This window comes from Amycolatopsis sp. lyj-346, from assembly GCF_046548975.1.
Lineage (GTDB): Bacteria > Actinomycetota > Actinomycetes > Mycobacteriales > Pseudonocardiaceae > Amycolatopsis.
The window spans coordinates 40657-56967 of record NZ_JAJPWT010000013.1 but is presented as its reverse complement, the minus strand read 5'-3'; the positions used below and the strand labels follow the sequence as shown (position 1 = coordinate 56967).

The window sequence follows — 16311 nt, the reverse complement described above, 5'->3', positions numbered from 1 at the left end:
GCCGTGCCCGAAGGTGACACCGTCTTCCTGGTCGCCCAGCGTTTCGCCAAGGCGATGGCCGGAAAGACGTTGCTGCGCGGCGAATTCCGAGTACCGCAACTGGCCACTGTGGACCTCTCCGGGCGCGCGGTGCTCGGCGTCGGAACAGTGGGAAAGCACCTGTTCACCCGCTTCTCCGGCGACCTGACCCTCCACTCGCACCTGATGATGGACGGGATGTGGGACGTCTACCCGGCCGGCGCGAAGTGGCGGCGCCCCGGCCACCACGCCCGCGTGATCCTCACCGCGGCCGACGTCCAGGTGATCGGTTTCCGCGTCCACGACCTGAAACTCGTGGCCACGAGCAAGGAACACGACCTCGTCGCCCACCTCGGCCCGGACCTGCTGGATCCGGAGTGGACGGACGAGCACGCGGCCCGCGCGAGCGCGGCGCTGGCGGCCGATCCGGCCCGCGAGCTCGGCCTCGCCCTGCTCGACCAGCGCGTGATGGCGGGCGTCGGGAACCTCTACAAGTGCGAGATCGCCTTCCTGCTCGGGGTGACGCCGTGGACGCCCGTGTCCGAAGTGGACGCCGAGCGCACGGTCGCGCTGGCCCGCAAGCTGCTGCTGGCCAACGCCGTGGCCGGGCGCTTCGACCAGAGCACCACCGGCCACCTCGACCGCAACCGCAAGAACTGGGTGTACGAGCGCACCCGGCAGGGCTGCTTCCGCTGCGGCGGCAGGCTCCTGGTCCGCACGCAGGGTGCGGACGTCCGGCGGCGGCCGACGTGGTTCTGCCCGAAAGACCAGACGGGCCCGTACCCCACGCAGTAAGCTGGCGCACGTGACGACGTTCAAGCTCCCGCTCTACGGAGCCGACACCGAGCGCGGCGACCTCGCTCCCTGAGCCGCGCGCTCCTTCCGTCACCTCTTCCGCACCTCCCAGGGAGCTCAGTCATGCCCGGAATCCTGACCGGGCAGGCGCTGCGCGCGTTCGCGCACGCCCTGCCCAAGGTCGAACTGCACGTCCACCTGGTCGGTTCGGCGAGCCTGCCGACCGTGCTGGCACTGGCGCGGCGGCGGCCCGCCGCCGGCGTCCCCACCGACGAACGCGAGCTGGCGGAGTTCTTCACCTTCCGCAACTTCGCCCACTTCCTCACCGTGTACCTCGCGGTCACCTCGCTCGTGCGCGACCGCCACGACATCCACACCCTGGTCACCGGCCTCGCGGAGGATCTCGCCGCGCACAACTGCCGCTACGCCGAAGTCACCGTGACGCCGTACAACCACCTGCTCGACGGCATGTCCGGTGACGAGCTGCTGACCGGGCTCGAAACCGGCCGGGCCCGCGCCGCCGAACGGGGCGTGGAACTGGCCTGGTGTTTCGACATTCCGGGCGAAAAGGGCATCCGGGCCGGGCAGGAGACGCTCGTGTTCGCGCTGCGCGAACGCCCCGAGGGCCTGGTGTCGTTCGGTCTCGGCGGTCCGGAACTCGGCGTCGGGCGCGCGCAGTTCGAGCCGTACTTCACGCGGGCGCGGGAAGCCGGGCTGCACAGCGTCCCGCACGCCGGGGAGACGACCGGGCCGGCCACGATCTGGTCCGCGCTGCACGACCTCGGCGCCGAGCGGATCGGCCACGGCACCAGCTGCGCGGCCGACCCCGCCCTGCTCGAACACCTTGCGGCACACCGGATCCCGCTCGAAGTGTGCCCGACGTCGAACGTGCGGACCGGCCAGGTCCCGGACCTCGCCGCACACCCCGTGCGGCGGATGCTGGACCACGGCGTGGTCGTGACGCTCAACACCGACGACCCGCCGATGTTCGGCGCCACGCTCACCGGCGAGTACGTCGCCGTCGGCGAGACGCTCGGGCTCACCGCGGCCGAACTGGCCCGGCTCGCGGCGAACGCCGTCGACGCGTCCTTCCTCGACGAGCAGCGGAAAGCCGTCCTGCGGACCGAGATCACCGCTGTGACTTCTCGCCTGTGACTTCACAAAATGACGTTGCCGGATCCCGCAGACTTCGCCTAGCGTGGAAGTACACGAGAAAGGAGGTGGTCCTAAGTTGTATTCCAACAGGACTCGTGAGGTGACTGTCCGCTAGCGGATGGTACGTGGAGGACTTTGAGCAGCGATACAACCGAGCCACCTTCGGCTCATCGCCTGCTTCACGTGGTGCCTGATAGCGAATACCAGGCAGTCACCGTGCCCCCGGGGCTCCCGAGCACCAGTCCGGCTCGGGCTCGGACGTTTGACGGCGTCTGAGAGCAACCCCGGGGGTCCCTTATTTCACTCTTTCGTGCAGGTCATGCCACCCGGCGTAGCAAGACGACCGTCCGGCGATCAGTGTTTCGCCGTTCCGTCCCCCGGACGGCTGATGCTCGCTAGCCTGGATGCATGCTCAGGCCCGACTACCCCATCACCACGGCGCGGCTGATCCTGCGCCCGTTCACGTCCGGGGACCTCGACGCGCTGAACTCCTTCCAGTCCCGCGCCGACGTCGCCCGCTACCTGTACTGGGGCCCGCGCAGCCGCGCCGAGTCGGCCGCGGCGCTCGCGAAACGGGTGCACAGCTCGACGCTGACGAAGGAAGGTCAGTTCCTGGCCGTCGCGGTCGAACTGGCCGCGACGGGGCAGCTGATCGGCGACCTGAACCTGGAGTGGCTGAGCAGCGAACACCGCCAGGGCGAGATCGGGTTCGTCTTCCACCCGGACCACCACGGCAAGGGCCTGGCCGCCGAGGCGGCCACCGAACTGCTGCGGCTGGGCTTCGAAGACCTGGGGCTGCACCGCATCATCGGCCGCTGCCACGGCCGGAACACCGCGTCCGCCGCGCTGATGGAACGCCTCGGCATGCGCCGCGAGGCGCACCTCAGGGAGAGCGAGATCGTCAAGGGCGAGTGGGCCGACGAGCTGATCTACGCGATGCTCGAGGACGAGTGGAAGACCCGCGCCTAGTGGGCACTTTCACGTGAAAGTGCCCATCGGGTCGCGGCTGCCGGGCGATTTGGCAGCATAGGGGCGTGTTCTTCGACAAGATCGTCCGCCCGGCGCTGTACCGGCTGTCCCACCACGACCCCGAGCTGGTGCACGAGCGCACGCTCGGCGTCCTGGCCCGGCTCGGGAAGGCCGCGCCCGCGCTGGGTGGCGCGTTCCGCGTCGACGACCCGGTGACCGTGCTGGGCCTGCTGTTCCCCAACCGCGTCGGCCTCGCCGCCGGGATGGACAAGAACGGGCGCGCGCTGCCGTCGTGGGCCGCGCTCGGCTTCGGGTTCGTCGAGGTCGGCACCGTGACGCGGCTGGCGCAGCCGGGCAACCCGAAGCCACGGCTGTTCAGCCTGCACGCCAGCGATGCGGTGATCAACCGCATGGGCTTCAACAACGACGGTGCGTCGGCGCTCGCGGCCAAGCTCGCGCGCGACGGGAAGCCGGGCATCCCGCTGGGGATCAGCATCGGCAAGTCGAAGGTGACACCGCTCGAGGACGCCGTCGAGGACTACCGGTTCTCGCTGCGCGCGCTGCACCCGTACGCGGACTACTTCGCGATCAACGTCAGCTCGCCGAACACGCCGGGGCTGCGGCAGCTGCAGGACCGCACCGCGCTCGCCGAACTGCTCGGCGAGCTGCGTTCGACGTCCCTCGAGCTCGCCGGCGACGGCTCGCCGGCACCGGTGCTGGTGAAGGTCGCCCCCGACCTGACCGACGACGCGCTGGCCGAGCTGCTGGAAGTGGCGCTCGAGCACGACGTCGCCGGGATCATCGCCACGAACACGACGCTGGCCCGCGAGGGCATCGCGCCCGTGGAAAGCGGCCTGGCCGGACAGGCGGGAGGACTGTCCGGCCGGCCGCTGACCACCCGCGCGGCCGAGGTCGTGCGGTTCGTGCACGACCACACCGGCGGGCGCCTGCCGATCATCGGCGTCGGCGGGATCATGGGCCCGGACGACGCGATCCGGCTCGTCGACGCCGGCGCGTCGCTCGTGCAGCTCTACACGGGCTTCGCGCTGCACGGGCCGGGCCTGGTGCGCCGGGTCAGCCGGGGTCTCGCGGCCCGGCGGTGGACGTGAAGCGCAGGTAGCCCCGCCAGGACTCGTAGCGGTCCAGGCCCGGGCCCTGTGCGGCCGGGTCGCACCGCACGGCCAGCGGGGTGGAGCCGTCCGCCAGCTCGACGCGCTCCAGGACGAACGGCGCCTTGAGCGTCGCCGCGAAGCGGTCGAACGCCGCCGGGGACAGCCGCCAGCGTTCGCCGTCGAGCCCGGTGCCGCCCGCGAGCACGCCCGGCTGCGGCGGTTCGGTGTCCAGGAGCACCATCCGGTAGGCGTCGGTGGTCCGGACCGGCCCGGTGAACCGGGCGCCGAGCGCGGTGAGCTCGGGGTTGAGCGGCTGGCCGCGCAGGTGGGCGCCGAACACGACCACGTCCTCCCCCGGCTCCGGGTAGGGCGTCATCGGCTCGTCCGTGCAGACGGTCGCCAGATCGAGGGCGATCTGGTCTTCGAACGCCCGCGTCAGGAACGTGACGCCGAACGGGCGGCGGTCGCCCGGCAGCACCGGGACGGTCACCGCGGCCACGTCGAGGAGGTTCGCGAAGGCCGTGCAGGCGGCCAGGCGGTGGCCGACGCCGGCCGGGTCGGCCAGCGCTTCGGCGATCCCCGGGTGCTCCGGCACGGTCGGCACGACAAGGGCGTCGAAACCGTCGAAACCCCGGTCGTGGACCGGGATCGGGGTGAGCACGGCGCCCGCCGCGGTCAGCCGGGCGACGACGGTCGCGAGCGCGAGGCCCGCCGCCTCGCCGAGGGGAAGGCCGGCGGGGTAGGCGATCCGCGGGTGCTCGCCGGCGCCGAGGCGGACGTCGGCGGGCCAGGAGCGGTCGCCGCCGGTCATCAGCGTGAGGGCGCGGTGGGCCGCGACCAGGCCTTTCGCGTAGACGGAGACGCCGTCGGCGGCGGGGAGCAGGCCCCGCGTCGGCTTCACCGCGGCGACGGCGTTCAGCGCCGCCGGGACGGCACCCCCGGTGCTCAGCGCCAGGTCGACGACGCCGAGCGCGACGGCGACCGCGGCGCCGTTGCCACCGGTCTTGGTGCGGTCCCAGGCCCCGGAGATCATGGCGGCGCCGGTCTTGCCGAGCACGACGGCGCCGGCGCCGGTGAGCCGGGTGACCACCGCGGCACTGCGTTCGGGGACGCCGTGGCCGGACGGCTGCGCGGCGACGTCGATCAGGTCCTGGACGGCGATGACCGTGCCGGCCAGGGGGAGGTCTTCACCGGCCTTGACGCGTTCGTCGACGGCCTTGGCGTCGACGAGGACGTCTTCGACGGCGCGGAGGGTGGTCCAGAGTTCGGGGCGGGCGGCCTCGGTGAGGCGTTCGAAGGCCGCGATGACGCGCTGGGAGGCGGTGGGCGGGGCAGGCGACACGGGATCCGGGTCCGGCGGGAGCGTGTTCACGGGGCGTCCTTTCCTCGGCGGTCGAGAAAGTCCACTGTGTACGGTCGGTGCCGGCGAACCTCAGTGCACGGCGGGCCTCCCGGCGAGTGACACCTCTGCATGCATGACAGAAACGTTAGGGCGCGGACGTTTCCGTAGCCATCAGTTTCCGATTACGCCCGGGTTTCGGCCCCGGAAGGTGAACAGGGGGCGACGCCGGGGTGAAACGCACGATCACGCACGCCGGGTGACGAACCCCCGGGTCGGCCATCCGGCTGCCCTCGAACGGCCGAGTTTGAGATCCGAACGGCCCAATCCCGCCCAAATCCGGGTGACAGCACCCAAAACCGGCGTGTCCGAACCCGGACCCCACGTGATCAAGGCCGGAACTCACGTGACTGGAGCCGGAACTCGCGTGATTGAGGCCGTACCGGCTCTGATCACGCGAGTTCCGGCGTGGATCACGCGGAGGTGCGGGTCAGGAGAGGTCGCGGAGGGCCATGGCGAGGCCGGCCAGGTGGTCCGTGGCGTCGGTGAGGGCTTGCTTGGACGTCACCAGGCCGTCGCCGGCCGCGGCGACCGTGTGGCCGGCGGCGGCCACCAGGCCGCGGTAGCCCTCGAGGCCGTCGTCGAGCTGCTCGCGCAGCTTGGCCACCGCCGCGTCCAAGGCCGCCTTCTCGCGGGCGGGCGCCGAGTCGCGGCCGCGCTCGATCGCCTGGATGCGGCTCGCCAGCCCGCGCAACGCGGCCGCCGCTTCGGTCGCCGTCTGGCGGGCGTCCGCCACCGACACCTCCGACACCGGGGGCGTCCCCAGCGACGACGGCACCGAGAGCTGACGCAGCAGCTCCGTCAGCGAAGCCTCGCACTCGGCGAGCCGTTCCATCGGCTCGCGGGCGGCCGAGCGGGCGGGTGGCAGCGGCGGCGGTCCGGCCGGCGCCGCGGGGATCGGGGTGCGCTTGAGTTCACGCAGCTTGAGGCCGGTCCGGACACCGAAGGTGCCGAACACGACGGCCGCGGCGAACGCGGTGATCGCCTGCGGCATCATCGCCGCGCCCGTGGCGCTCATCCAGCCCAGGCCGGCCGCCACGGTGAGGACACCGCACAGGATCGTCAGCAGGAGCCACAGCGTCAACGCGCGGGACGTCCGGCGCTTGCGGCGTTCGAGCTTCGCGGCCGGGTGGTTCCAGCGGTCCCACTTGGCCCTGGCCTCGGCGAACGCCGGGACCTGACTGGCCACGGCCGACAGCGAGGCCGTCACGTCGGGCCGCCGGGCCGGCGGCCGCTGCAGCGGGTTCGGGCGCTGCGGTGCGGGCTTCCCGCCGGCCTGGTCGGCCGGCGGGAAGTACTTCTGCACCTTTTGGAGCTTTTCCTGGGCGCGCACGGCGTAGTCGGGCAGCTTCTCGATGTGCTTCTCCAGCTTCGCGCTCAGCTCGTTGAAGTCGCGTCGTCTGCCCTGCTGCCCCATGGTGCTCGCCCCCTTCGGCGTCAGGCCGGGTTCTTGCCCTGCTCGGCCTGCACGCGTGCCTGGATCTCCCGCTGGATGTCGGACTGGCTGGCCGGCGCCTTGGCCGTCTTGCCGCCGTCGGTGACCTGCGCGACCGAGTCGCCCCGCATCGACGAGCGGATCTGCTCGAGACGCGAGTGGCCTGCCAGCTGCGTCGTGGAGGCCTGGACCTCCATCATGCGCCCCTGGACCGAGTTCTGCGCCAGCTCCGCCGAGCCCAGCGCGGTGGTGTAGCGCTTCTCGATCTTGTCGCGGACCTCTTCCAGCGACGGCGTGTTGCCCGGCGCCGCCAGCTGGCTCATCTGGTTGAGCGAAGCGGAGACCTGCTCCTGCATCTTCGCCTGCTCCAGCTGCGAGAGCAGCTTGGTGCGCTCGGCCAGCTTCTGCTGCAGCATCTGCGAGTTGCGCTCCACGGCCTTCTTGGCCTGGGCCGCGGCCTGCAGCGACTGGTCGTGCAGCGTCTTCAGGTCCTCGATGTTCTGCTCGGCCGTGACGAGCTGCGTCGCGAAGCTCTCCGCGGCGTTCTCGAACTCGACGGCCTTCGTCTCGTCACCCTTGCTGCGGGCTTCGTCCGCGAGGACGAGCGCCTGCCGGGTGGAGGCCTGGAGCTTTTCGACCTCGCCGAGCTGCCGGTTGAGCTTCATCTCCAGCTGCCGCTGGTTGCCGATCACGGAGGCGGCCTGCTGCGTCAGCGCCTGGTGGTTGCGCTGCGCCTCCTCGATGGCCTGCTGGATCTGTACCTTCGGGTCGGCGTGCTCGTCGATCTTCGACGAGAATGCCGCCATCATGTACTTCCAGAACTTCACGAACGGGTTGGCCATCTCCTCCGCCTGCCTTCTTGCGTCCCACGGGCCTTAGTGATCCTCGGGGTGGGGCGTCGCTCCCCTGCTGATGCAACGCTCGAACCCCGGCGTCGGGTTCCATCGTGTCAGGTCGGCCACTTCCGTTCCAGGCGACCCGGCGGAATTCAGGGATCGCCCTGATCACCCCGAGCAGGCAACGCGAACGGCCCCGGGCGGGTTGCCCGGGGCCGTTGTCGTGTCCGATCCGTTACTAGGCGGCGATCGTGGACGCCAGCTTGGGCTGGCCGATCGTCGTCCGCAGCGTCGTGTTCATCCGCGGCGCCGGGGAAACCCGCAGGTCGGCGAGGTCGTTGCCGATCAGCTCGGACATCAGGCGGCCGCCTTCGATGCCGGCTGCCGAGGCTTCGGCACCCCGCTTCTCCCGGGGTGCACCCTCCACGATCCGCTCGTCGACCGGTGGGACCTCGACGTTGTCGAGAGCCGATACGTCCGCCGCAACGTTGTGCAGCAGTTCGCCGAGCGGAAGGTCCAGGGCCTGGCAGATGGACGCCAGCAGTTCGCTCGACGCCTCTTTCTGGCCCCGCTCCACCTCCGAGAGGTAGCCGAGGCTGACCCTGGCGGCGCGGGAGATGTCGCGCAGCGTACGACGCTGGTTGGTGCGGGCATGACGGAGCCGATCACCGATCGCCTCACGCAACAGCACGGTCATCACGCGCCTCCCTTCCGAACAAGTACCCCCTACGTTACCCAGAGCGGCGCCCCGGGCGCAGGAGTTGGGGTACACGTACGCCAAGGGCGAACGCGTGTTTCAGGCCAGATGTTCCCCGAGCAGGGCAAACGCGGCCAAGACCGACTCGGTCCTGATCAAGTCCCGATCGCCGGTCAAGGCCAGCGTACGGACTGTGACAAACGAGCCTTCGCCTCGGGTGGGGGGCTCCGCCACCCGAGCTCCCGAAAAACGCGGTGCGCGTGTTCCCGGCCCGGCGAGCCCGACGTGCACGGTGCCCGGTTCGACGCCGTCCTGCGCCGACGGTCCGGCCACACCGGTGAGCCCGAGACCCCAGGTGGCACCGCACCGGTCGCGGGCGCCCTCGGCCAGCTGGGCGGCCACTTCGGGGTGGACGGCGCCGTGCTCGGCCAGCAGCCCGGGATCGACGCCGGCCAGTGCGGTCTTCAGCTCGGTCGCGTACACGACCAGGCCACCGCGGAGGGCGGCGCTGGCCCCGGGCACGCGCACCAGGGTCGCGCAGACGAGCCCGGCGGTGAGCGACTCGGCGGCGGCGACGGTCTCGCCCCGGGCGATCAGGGCGCCGACGAGGGCAGCGGCCTGCTCGTCTCCCACGGCCGCGCCCACCTTCAGCTCCCGGTGACCCGGCGTCCGGCCGCCCGCAGCCGCACCGCCCGCACCAGGTAGTCGACCCCGGTGACCACGGTCAGCACCAGCGCCAGCCCCATCAACGCCCACCGCACCGGGTCCGCCCCGGCCGGCAGCGGCAGCAGGTACGCCACGATCGCCGCGATCTGGGCCATCGTCTTGGCCTTGCCGCCCCGGCTGGCCGGGATCACGCCGTGCCGGATCACCCAGAACCGCAGCAGCGTCACGCCGACTTCGCGGACCGCGATGATGATCGTGACCCACCAGCCCAGCTCGCCGAGCACGCTCAGCCCGACCAGCGCCGCGCCGGTCAGCGCCTTGTCCGCGATCGGGTCGGCGATCTTGCCGAAGTCGGTGATCAGGCCGTACTTGCGGGCCACCCAGCCGTCCAGCTGGTCGGTGGCCGACGCGATCGCGAACAGCCCGGTCGCGATCGCGCGCCAGGTGGCGTCGTGGCCGTCGCCGACGAACAGCGCGAGCACGAACAGGGGCACCAGGACCAGGCGCGAGAGCGTCAGGAGGTTCGCGACGTTGAGCGTCGGGACCGGGGTCGGCTCGGGGACCTGTGCGGGGGCGTCGTGGGTCAGGCCCTCGTCGGCGGCGTCACTGGGGAGCGCACTCACCGGTCGGCGTCCGGTACCGCGCGGACGATCAGGTCCACGCCCGCCGAGTCGACGACCTCGCACCGCAGGAAGTCGCCGACCTGCACCTTCTCCGGCGCGTCGAGGATGACGCACTCGCCGTCGACCTCCGGCGCCTGGTGCGCCGCGCGACCGGTGAGCTCGCCGTCGTCGTCCAGCTCGACGAGGACGTCGACGAAGGTGCCGATCCGGTCCTCGGCGCGCTGCGCGGTCAGCTCCTCGACCAGCCCCGAGATCCGGGTGACGCGCGCGGCGACCTCGGCGGGGTCGAGCTTGCCGTCGAAGGTCTCGGCCTCCGTGCCGTCCTCGTCCGAGTAGCCGAAGACGCCCACGGCGTCGAGGCGCGCGCCCGTCAGGAACCGCTCGAGCTCGGCCAGGTCGTGCTCGGTTTCGCCGGGGAAGCCGACGATCACGTTGGTCCGGATGCCCGCCTCGGGCGCGTACTCGCGGATCTGCTCGCACAGCGCCAGGAACGAGTCGGTCGAACCGAACCGGCGCATCCGGCGCAGCACCTGCTCGCTGGAGTGCTGGAAGGACAGGTCGAAGTACTCGGCGACACCCGGCGTGGTTGCGATGGCCTTGACCAGCTGTGGGCGCGTCTCGGCCGGCTGCAGGTAGGAGACGCGGACGCGCTCGATGCCGTCGATCTCCGCCAGGCGCGGCAGCAGCCGCTCCAGCGCGGTGGCGCCGTCGCGGCCGAAGTCCTTGCCGTAGGACGTCGAGTTCTCGCTGACCAGGAACAGCTCCTTGACGCCGTGCTCGGCCAGCCACAGCGCCTCGGCGACGATCTCGTCGGGCTGCCGCGAGACGAACGAGCCGCGGAACGACGGGATGGCGCAGAACGAGCAGCGCCGGTCGCAGCCGGAGGCGATCTTCAGCGCGGCGACCGGCGAGTCGTCCAGACGCGTGCGCAGCACCCGCGGACCCCAGCCGTGCTGCGCGTGCCCCGGGACCTCGACCGTGTCCGCGGCGGCGGGCCGTTCGACCGGGCTGATCGGCAGCAGCTTGCGGCGGTCGCCCGGCGTGTGCGAGGCGATCTTGCGGCCGGCGACGACGTCGTCGAGCCGGGCCGAGAGGTCGGCGTAGTGGTCGAAGCCCAGCACCGCGTCGGCCTCCGGGAGGCTGTCGGCGAGCTCGTGCCCGTAGCGCTCGGCCATGCAGCCGACGGCGACGACCTTCTTGCCCGTGTCGGACGCGGCGAGCAGCGTGTCGACGGAGTCCTTTTTGGCCGACTCGACGAAGCCGCAGGTGTTGACCACCACGACGTCGGAGTCCTCCGGATCGGGCGCCAGCTCCCAGCCGCCGGCCGCGAGCCGGCCCGCCAGCTCCTCCGAGTCGACCTCGTTGCGGGCGCAGCCCAGGGTCAGCAGGGAGACGCGTCGGGTGGCGGCTGGGTCCGTGGCAGGGGAAGGCACGACGTTCAGGGTAGCCGCCGCGCCCCGGCGGCCCGACGACGGCGTAGCCCGGTCGTGACAACCGGCGCGCCGGGCCGTGTGGCAGGCTTGACGATCGTGCCGTCCGACTCGCCCCACCCGACCGTCCGCCGCGCCCGGATCGCCGACGTCCGCAAGATCAAGGCCCTGGTCGACTCGGATGCGGGCCGCGTCCTGCTGGAGAAGGACCTGGTCACGCTGTACGAGGACGTCCAGGAGTTCTGGGTCGCCGAAGTGGGTGACGACGTGGTCGGCGCGGCCGCGCTGCACGTGCTCTGGGAAGACATCGCCGAGCTGCGCACCGTCGTGGTCGACAAGGCCGTCCGCGGCCAGGGTGTCGGGCGGGTGCTCGTCGCCCGGTTGGTGGACGAGGCGCGTGAGCTGGGTCTCAAACGGCTGTTCGTGCTGACCTTCGAGACCAGCTTCTTCGCCGGCCACGGGTTCGTGGAGATCGACGGCACCCCGGTCTCGCACGAGGTCTACGAGGAGATGCGGCGGTCGCACGACACGGGCGTCGCCGAGTTCCTCGACCTGCCCTACGTCAAGCCGAACACCCTGGGCAACTCCCGCATGCTGCTCGAACTCTGAGTGAAAACCTCCTTTCGGGCGGTGACGTGCGCCACGTCGAGGTCCGAAGCTGATCGGGCACTCGTCCACCGATCGGCAAGGAAAACACCGATGCGCACGACACTGCGGAACCTGGGGGCCACCGTGACGGTGGCCGTTTCTGTCGGCGCGGGCGCCCTGCTGGGCACCGGCACCGCGGCGGCCGCCGACATTCCGGCGGTCACCGACCAGTACCTCTTCTCGACGTCCTTGTCCGGGTTCGAAACGATCCGGAACCAGGCGCCGTACGCCGGCCTGCTCGACTGGTCGTCCGACGGCTGTTCGTGGTCGCCGGACACACCGTTCGGCTGGCAGTTCCTGCCGGGCTGCCACCGGCACGACTTCGGCTACCGCAACTACAAGAAGCAGAGCCGGTTCACCGCGGCGAACCGGCTGAAGATCGACGACAACCTCTACACCGACCTGAAGAGCGTCTGCGGGTCCAACGTCGCCTGCAAGGGTGCCGCCTGGACCTACTACCAAGCGGTCCGCAAGTTCGGCGGCTGACCCCGGCGGCCCGGGCACGACCCGGGCGCTTGGCGCTGCGTTCGCGCGGGCTGGGCTCGACGCTGACGACGTACCACCTCACGCGGGAGGCGGAGGCCGCTCAGCTGATCCGGACGGTGGCCGCCCCGCCGTCCTCGCTGACCGAGACCAGCTCGACCCGGCTGGCGGCGAACGACGTCGCCTGCGGACCGGTCCGCGGACCGCTGTGCAGCTCGGCCGTGGTGCTCTCACCGCGGCCGGGCTCCTTCAGCAGGAACGCGAGCGTGGCCTCCCCCTGCCAGAAGCACTGCATCCCGGGCCGGCACCGCGAGTCGGCGACGACCCGCAGGTAGCGCACGGTGAGATCCTTCCCCTGCACGGCGGCCTCTTGACCGAGCCGCAGGGTGACGTCGTGCCCGGCGGGCGTGCTGACGGTGCTCGAAGACGCCGCGGCAGGCCCGGGATCTCCGGACTGCCCGGCGGCGACGGAGCTCCCGGCGCCCACGGTGACGACGGCGAAGGCGAGCAGTCCGGCTACGAATCGCGGTAGGTCCACGTGGTCAGGACGGAACGGACCGGGGTGCGGGTTGCACCGGCTACTCGTCCTCCCCGGTGTCGGCGTCCACTGGGCCGCCGCCGCGGATCATGAACAGGACCGACTCCAGTTCCTCCGGCTTGATCAGGACGTCGCGGGCCTTCGAACCCTCCGACGGGCCCACCACTCCGCGGCTCTCCAGCAGGTCCATCAGGCGGCCGGCCTTGGCGAACCCGACCCGCAGCTTGCGCTGCAGCATCGACGTCGAGCCGAACTGGGACGTCACGATCAGCTCGGCCGCCTGCAGGAGGACGTCGAGGTCGTCGCCGATGTCCGGGTCGATCTCCTTCTTCTCGCCCGCCTTCTGGGCCGTGACGCCGTCCTGGTAGTCCGGCTGCGCCTGCTCCTTGGCGTAGTTGACGACCGCGGAGATCTCCTCGTCGCCGACGAACGCGCCCTGGATGCGGACCGGTTTGCCCGCCCCCATCGGCAGGTACAGCGCGTCGCCCATGCCGATCAGCTTCTCCGCGCCCGGCTGGTCCAAGATCACGCGCGAGTCGGTCAGCGACGACGTCGCGAACGCCAGCCGCGAGGGCACGTTGGTCTTGATCAGGCCGGTGACGACGTCGACCGACGGCCGCTGCGTGGCCAGGACCAGGTGGATCCCCGCCGCGCGGGCCTTCTGGGTGATCCGGACGATCGCGTCCTCGACGTCGCGCGGGGCGGTCATCATCAGGTCGGCGAGCTCGTCGACGATCGCCATGATGTACGGGTACGGCCGGTACTCGCGCTCGGACCCGGGCGGCGCGGTGATCTCGCCCGAGCGAACCTTCTTGTTGTAGTCGTCGATGTGCCGGACCTTGTTGACCTGCATGTCCTGGTAGCGCTGCTCCATCTCCTCCACCAGCCAGGCCAGCGCGGCGGCGGCCTTCTTCGGCTGGGTGATGATGGGCGTGATCAGGTGCGGGATGCCCTCGTACGGCGTCAGCTCGACCATCTTCGGGTCGATCAGGATCATCCGGCACTCGTCCGGCGTCGCGCGCGCGAGCAGCGACACGAGCATCGAGTTGACGAAGCTCGACTTACCGGAACCGGTCGAACCGGCGACCAGCAGGTGCGGCATCTTCGTCAGGTTCGCGGTGACGAAGTGGCCCTCGATGTCCTTGCCGAGGCCGATCACCATCGGGTGGTTGTCCTTGACGGTGGACGGCGCACGCAGGACGTCACCCAGCCGGACCATCTCGCGGTCGGAGTTCGGCACCTCGATGCCGACCGCGGACTTGCCGGGGATCGGCGCCAGCAGGCGGACGTTGTCGGTGGCCACCGCGTAGGCGATGTTCTTGGTCAGCGCGGTGATCTTCTCGACCTTCACGCCGGGGCCGAGCTCGACCTCGTAGCGGGTGACCGTCGGGCCGCGGGTGAAGCCGGTGACCTGCGCGTCGACGTTGAACTGCTCCAGCACGCCGGTGATCGCCTCGATCATGGCGTCGTTGGCCTTGCTGCGGGACTTCGGCGCGTCGCCGAGCTTCAGCAGGTCGGGCGGCGGGAGCTGGTAGTCGCCCTCGACCGTCCGGGTGACCGCGAGCGGCGGTTCCGGGGCCTTCTTCGGCTTCTTCTCGGGCACCTCGGCCGGCGGCGGTTTGGGCAACGCCTTGGGCGGCTTGATCGGCGTCGGCGCCTCGGCGAGGGCGGCGTCGAGGTCCAGTTGCTCGCCGGCGTCACCGCTCTGGCGCCGGCGCGACGGCTTGCGCAGCCGCGCGGACTTCGGGTCGGCCTCGGTGACCTTCTCCTCGTCGGTGGCGAAGCCCGGGCGCTGCGCCTCGGCTTCGGCGATCTCGTCTTCGTCGAGCCCCCAGTGCCGCAGCCGGTGCGGGATCTCGCGCACCGGCGTGCCGGTGAACACGAGCACGCCGAAGAACAGCGCGAGGATCAGCAGCGGCACGGCGACCCAGCTGGTGACGCCCATGGTGAGCAGGCCGCCGGAGAAGGCGCCGACGACGCCGCCGGCGTACATCCGGCCGTCGTTGGTGTCCGGCAGCGCGGTGAAGATGTGCAGCATCCCGAGCACCGACAGGACGACCATGATCGTGCCGACCACCATCCGCGGCCGCGTCTCCGGGTGCGGCTCGGACCGCATCAGCGCGACGGCGACGACGACCAGCACCAGCGGCAGTGTGACGGCCCCGGCGCCGAGAACGGTCCGGGTGGCGATCTCCACCCCGGTGCCGATCGGCCCGGCCGCCCGCCACCAGACGCCGACGGCCGCGACGATGGCCAGGGCCATCAGGCCCAGCGCGAGCCCGTCGCGGCGGTGTTCCGGCTCGAGCTCGCGGGTGCGCCCGACCGTGCGGGCCAGCGTGCCCAGGCCCTTGGCCAGCAGGTTCCAGGTACCGCGGACGCCCTTCCCGAAGAGCCCGGGTGTCTTGCGGCGCGAGCGTGGCGGAGGCTTGCGAGCGGACGACGTCCGAGGCTTCGCGGATGTACGCGGCTTACGCGCCGCTGTCCCCTTCGCGCCGCTTCCCGTGCTTCTCTTCCTCGTCGCCGACCCAGCCATGCCTGTTACGGTAACCGGCCGTCGCCGTTCGTCCCGTGCGCCACTCTCGGCCCAGGGTGAACTTCTGCCTCACAGCCGCTTGAGCGGCCATCCGGGTGAACCGATCCGGCGAGTGCGCAAACGGGTGAAATCGACGTCTGCCATGCTCTGCCCATGCTCGCGCTGCGCACCGCCGAACCGCCTCGCCGTGCTCCCGCCATCTGGCGGACCATGCTGAACATCGACCGGGGGCTGGTGAACCTGGTCGGGCGGCTGACCGTCAGCGGCCGGGTGCCCGCGCAGCTGCGGGGACGGCCACTGCTGATGGCCGCGAACCACATCGGCGTGTTCGACGCCTTCGTGCTGATGGCGGCGTGCAAGCGGATCGGCATCAACCCGCGGTTCATGCTGGCCGGCGGCATCCTCGACGCGCCCGTGATCGGACCGGCGCTGCGGGTCAGCGGGCACCTGCGGGTGGACCGCAAGCACGCCGGGACCGCCGTCGGGCAGTTCGCCGAGGCCGTCGAGGCGATGAAGACGACCCGCGAGCCCATCATCGTCTACCCGGAGGGCCGGATCAGCCACGACCCCGGCCTCTGGCCGGAACGCGGCAAGACCGGCGCGGCGCGGCTCGCGCTGGCGGCGGGGGTGCCGGTGATCCCGATCAGCCAGTGGGGCGCGCACGAGGCCGTCTACTGGGGCACCGAGACCGTCAACGGGCCGGCCGACCTGATCCCGCTGGCCCGCTCCGGGCTCAGCGCGCCGCTGCGCCGTCCGCGGTTCCGCGTGCACTTCGGCGACCCCGTCGACCTCTCGGACGTCGACGCGCTGCGGCCGGGCGCCGGGGTGCGCGCGCACGCGAAGATCATGCAGGCGATCACCGACGGCCTCGTCCCGCTGCGCCGCGACGAGCTCGACCGGCCCCGGTTCCACGACCCGACGCGGCCGACCGACACGGTCAGCCCCTGGAAGCCGACGTCCGGATCGTGAGACGC

Annotated in this window: 16 protein-coding genes; 7 read left to right on the top strand and 9 right to left on the bottom strand. The window is 71.4% G+C overall.

Annotation, left to right across the window (positions count from 1 at the left end; translation table 11 throughout):
* Positions 1 to 3 precede the first annotated feature (3 nt).
* The 4 genes from ACLJQE_RS31780 to ACLJQE_RS31765 all read left to right on the top strand — a co-directional run bounded on the left by ACLJQE_RS31780 (position 4) and on the right by ACLJQE_RS31765 (position 4046).
* Positions 4 to 813, top strand: coding sequence for a DNA-formamidopyrimidine glycosylase family protein (locus tag ACLJQE_RS31780; protein WP_410643209.1), 810 nt, complete (start codon positions 4 to 6; stop codon positions 811 to 813).
* 123 nt (positions 814 to 936) lie between these two features.
* On the top strand, positions 937 to 1968 hold the full coding sequence (gene add / locus ACLJQE_RS31775; RefSeq protein WP_410643208.1) for an adenosine deaminase: 1032 nt from the start codon (positions 937 to 939) through the stop codon (positions 1966 to 1968).
* Between the two features lie 408 nt (positions 1969 to 2376).
* Entirely contained in the window at positions 2377 to 2937 is a 561-nt protein-coding gene (locus ACLJQE_RS31770; RefSeq protein ID WP_410643207.1) for a GNAT family N-acetyltransferase, read from the top strand.
* A gap of 65 nt (positions 2938 to 3002) precedes the next feature.
* Positions 3003 to 4046 (top strand): quinone-dependent dihydroorotate dehydrogenase, encoded by a 1044-nt coding sequence (locus ACLJQE_RS31765; protein ID WP_410643206.1) that lies wholly within the window; start codon positions 3003 to 3005, stop codon positions 4044 to 4046.
* Here ACLJQE_RS31765 and ACLJQE_RS31760 read toward each other — a convergent pair.
* The 7 genes from ACLJQE_RS31760 to rimO all read right to left on the bottom strand — a co-directional run bounded on the left by ACLJQE_RS31760 (position 4012) and on the right by rimO (position 11138).
* Entirely contained in the window at positions 4012 to 5421 is a 1410-nt protein-coding gene (locus ACLJQE_RS31760) for an amidase family protein (protein WP_410643205.1), read from the bottom strand. The two genes, ACLJQE_RS31765 and ACLJQE_RS31760, sit on opposite strands and share 35 nt — an antisense overlap.
* 457 nt (positions 5422 to 5878) lie before the next feature.
* Entirely contained in the window at positions 5879 to 6865 is a 987-nt protein-coding gene (gene pspM, locus ACLJQE_RS31755; protein ID WP_410643204.1) for a phage shock envelope stress response protein PspM, read from the bottom strand.
* Between the two features lie 20 nt (positions 6866 to 6885).
* Entirely contained in the window at positions 6886 to 7725 is an 840-nt protein-coding gene (locus ACLJQE_RS31750) for a PspA/IM30 family protein (protein WP_410643203.1), read from the bottom strand.
* A 232-nt stretch (positions 7726 to 7957) separates the two neighbouring features.
* On the bottom strand, positions 7958 to 8416 hold the full coding sequence (locus ACLJQE_RS31745) for a helix-turn-helix domain-containing protein (RefSeq protein ID WP_167454979.1): 459 nt from the start codon (positions 8414 to 8416) through the stop codon (positions 7958 to 7960).
* Positions 8417 to 8515: 99 nt separating this feature from the next.
* On the bottom strand, positions 8516 to 9049 hold the full coding sequence (locus ACLJQE_RS31740; RefSeq protein WP_410643202.1) for a CinA family protein: 534 nt from the start codon (positions 9047 to 9049) through the stop codon (positions 8516 to 8518).
* Positions 9050 to 9063: 14 nt separating this feature from the next.
* Positions 9064 to 9705 carry a CDP-diacylglycerol--glycerol-3-phosphate 3-phosphatidyltransferase gene (gene pgsA, locus ACLJQE_RS31735; RefSeq protein ID WP_410643201.1) on the bottom strand — a complete coding sequence of 214 codons (642 nt, stop codon included), beginning with the start codon at positions 9703 to 9705 and terminating at the stop codon, positions 9064 to 9066.
* A complete protein-coding gene (rimO, locus tag ACLJQE_RS31730; RefSeq protein WP_410643200.1) occupies positions 9702 to 11138 on the bottom strand; it encodes a 30S ribosomal protein S12 methylthiotransferase RimO in 1437 nt (478 codons plus the stop codon). Before rimO ends, pgsA begins: the two co-directional genes overlap by 4 nt.
* 87 nt (positions 11139 to 11225) lie before the next feature.
* Here rimO and ACLJQE_RS31725 point away from each other — a divergent pair, with 87 nt between their 5' ends.
* Both ACLJQE_RS31725 and ACLJQE_RS31720 read left to right on the top strand, forming a co-directional pair.
* Positions 11226 to 11744 carry an amino-acid N-acetyltransferase gene (locus ACLJQE_RS31725; protein WP_410643199.1) on the top strand — a complete coding sequence of 173 codons (519 nt, stop codon included), beginning with the start codon at positions 11226 to 11228 and terminating at the stop codon, positions 11742 to 11744.
* 90 nt (positions 11745 to 11834) lie between these two features.
* Positions 11835 to 12269, top strand: coding sequence for a phospholipase (locus ACLJQE_RS31720; protein WP_410643198.1), 435 nt, complete (start codon positions 11835 to 11837; stop codon positions 12267 to 12269).
* 100 nt (positions 12270 to 12369) lie between these two features.
* On the opposite strand, the gene ACLJQE_RS31715 is transcribed toward ACLJQE_RS31720, so the two are convergent.
* Both ACLJQE_RS31715 and ACLJQE_RS31710 read right to left on the bottom strand, forming a co-directional pair.
* Positions 12370 to 12804, bottom strand: coding sequence for a hypothetical protein (locus ACLJQE_RS31715; RefSeq protein WP_410643197.1), 435 nt, complete (start codon positions 12802 to 12804; stop codon positions 12370 to 12372).
* 40 nt (positions 12805 to 12844) lie between these two features.
* Positions 12845 to 15337 (bottom strand): DNA translocase FtsK, encoded by a 2493-nt coding sequence (locus ACLJQE_RS31710; protein WP_410643196.1) that lies wholly within the window; start codon positions 15335 to 15337, stop codon positions 12845 to 12847.
* A gap of 153 nt (positions 15338 to 15490) precedes the next feature.
* On the opposite strand from ACLJQE_RS31710, the gene ACLJQE_RS31705 reads away from it, so the two are divergent.
* Positions 15491 to 16306, top strand: a complete 816-nt coding sequence (locus ACLJQE_RS31705; RefSeq protein ID WP_410643195.1) for a lysophospholipid acyltransferase family protein — start codon at positions 15491 to 15493, stop codon at positions 16304 to 16306.
* The last annotated feature ends 5 nt before the right edge of the window (positions 16307 to 16311 follow it).

Coding starts and splice junctions, on each gene's coding strand:
- add (WP_410643208.1), top strand. CDS start 937: ATGCCCGGAATCCTGACCGGGCAGGCGCTGCGCGCGTTCGCGCACGCC.
- ACLJQE_RS31770 (WP_410643207.1), top strand. CDS start 2,377: ATGCTCAGGCCCGACTACCCCATCACCACGGCGCGGCTGATCCTGCGC.
- pspM (WP_410643204.1), bottom strand. CDS start 6,865: ATGGGGCAGCAGGGCAGACGACGCGACTTCAACGAGCTGAGCGCGAAG.
- ACLJQE_RS31750 (WP_410643203.1), bottom strand. CDS start 7,725: ATGGCCAACCCGTTCGTGAAGTTCTGGAAGTACATGATGGCGGCATTC.
- ACLJQE_RS31745 (WP_167454979.1), bottom strand. CDS start 8,416: ATGACCGTGCTGTTGCGTGAGGCGATCGGTGATCGGCTCCGTCATGCC.
- ACLJQE_RS31720 (WP_410643198.1), top strand. CDS start 11,835: ATGCGCACGACACTGCGGAACCTGGGGGCCACCGTGACGGTGGCCGTT.
- ACLJQE_RS31710 (WP_410643196.1), bottom strand. CDS start 15,337: ATGGCTGGGTCGGCGACGAGGAAGAGAAGCACGGGAAGCGGCGCGAAG.
- ACLJQE_RS31705 (WP_410643195.1), top strand. CDS start 15,491: ATGCTCGCGCTGCGCACCGCCGAACCGCCTCGCCGTGCTCCCGCCATC.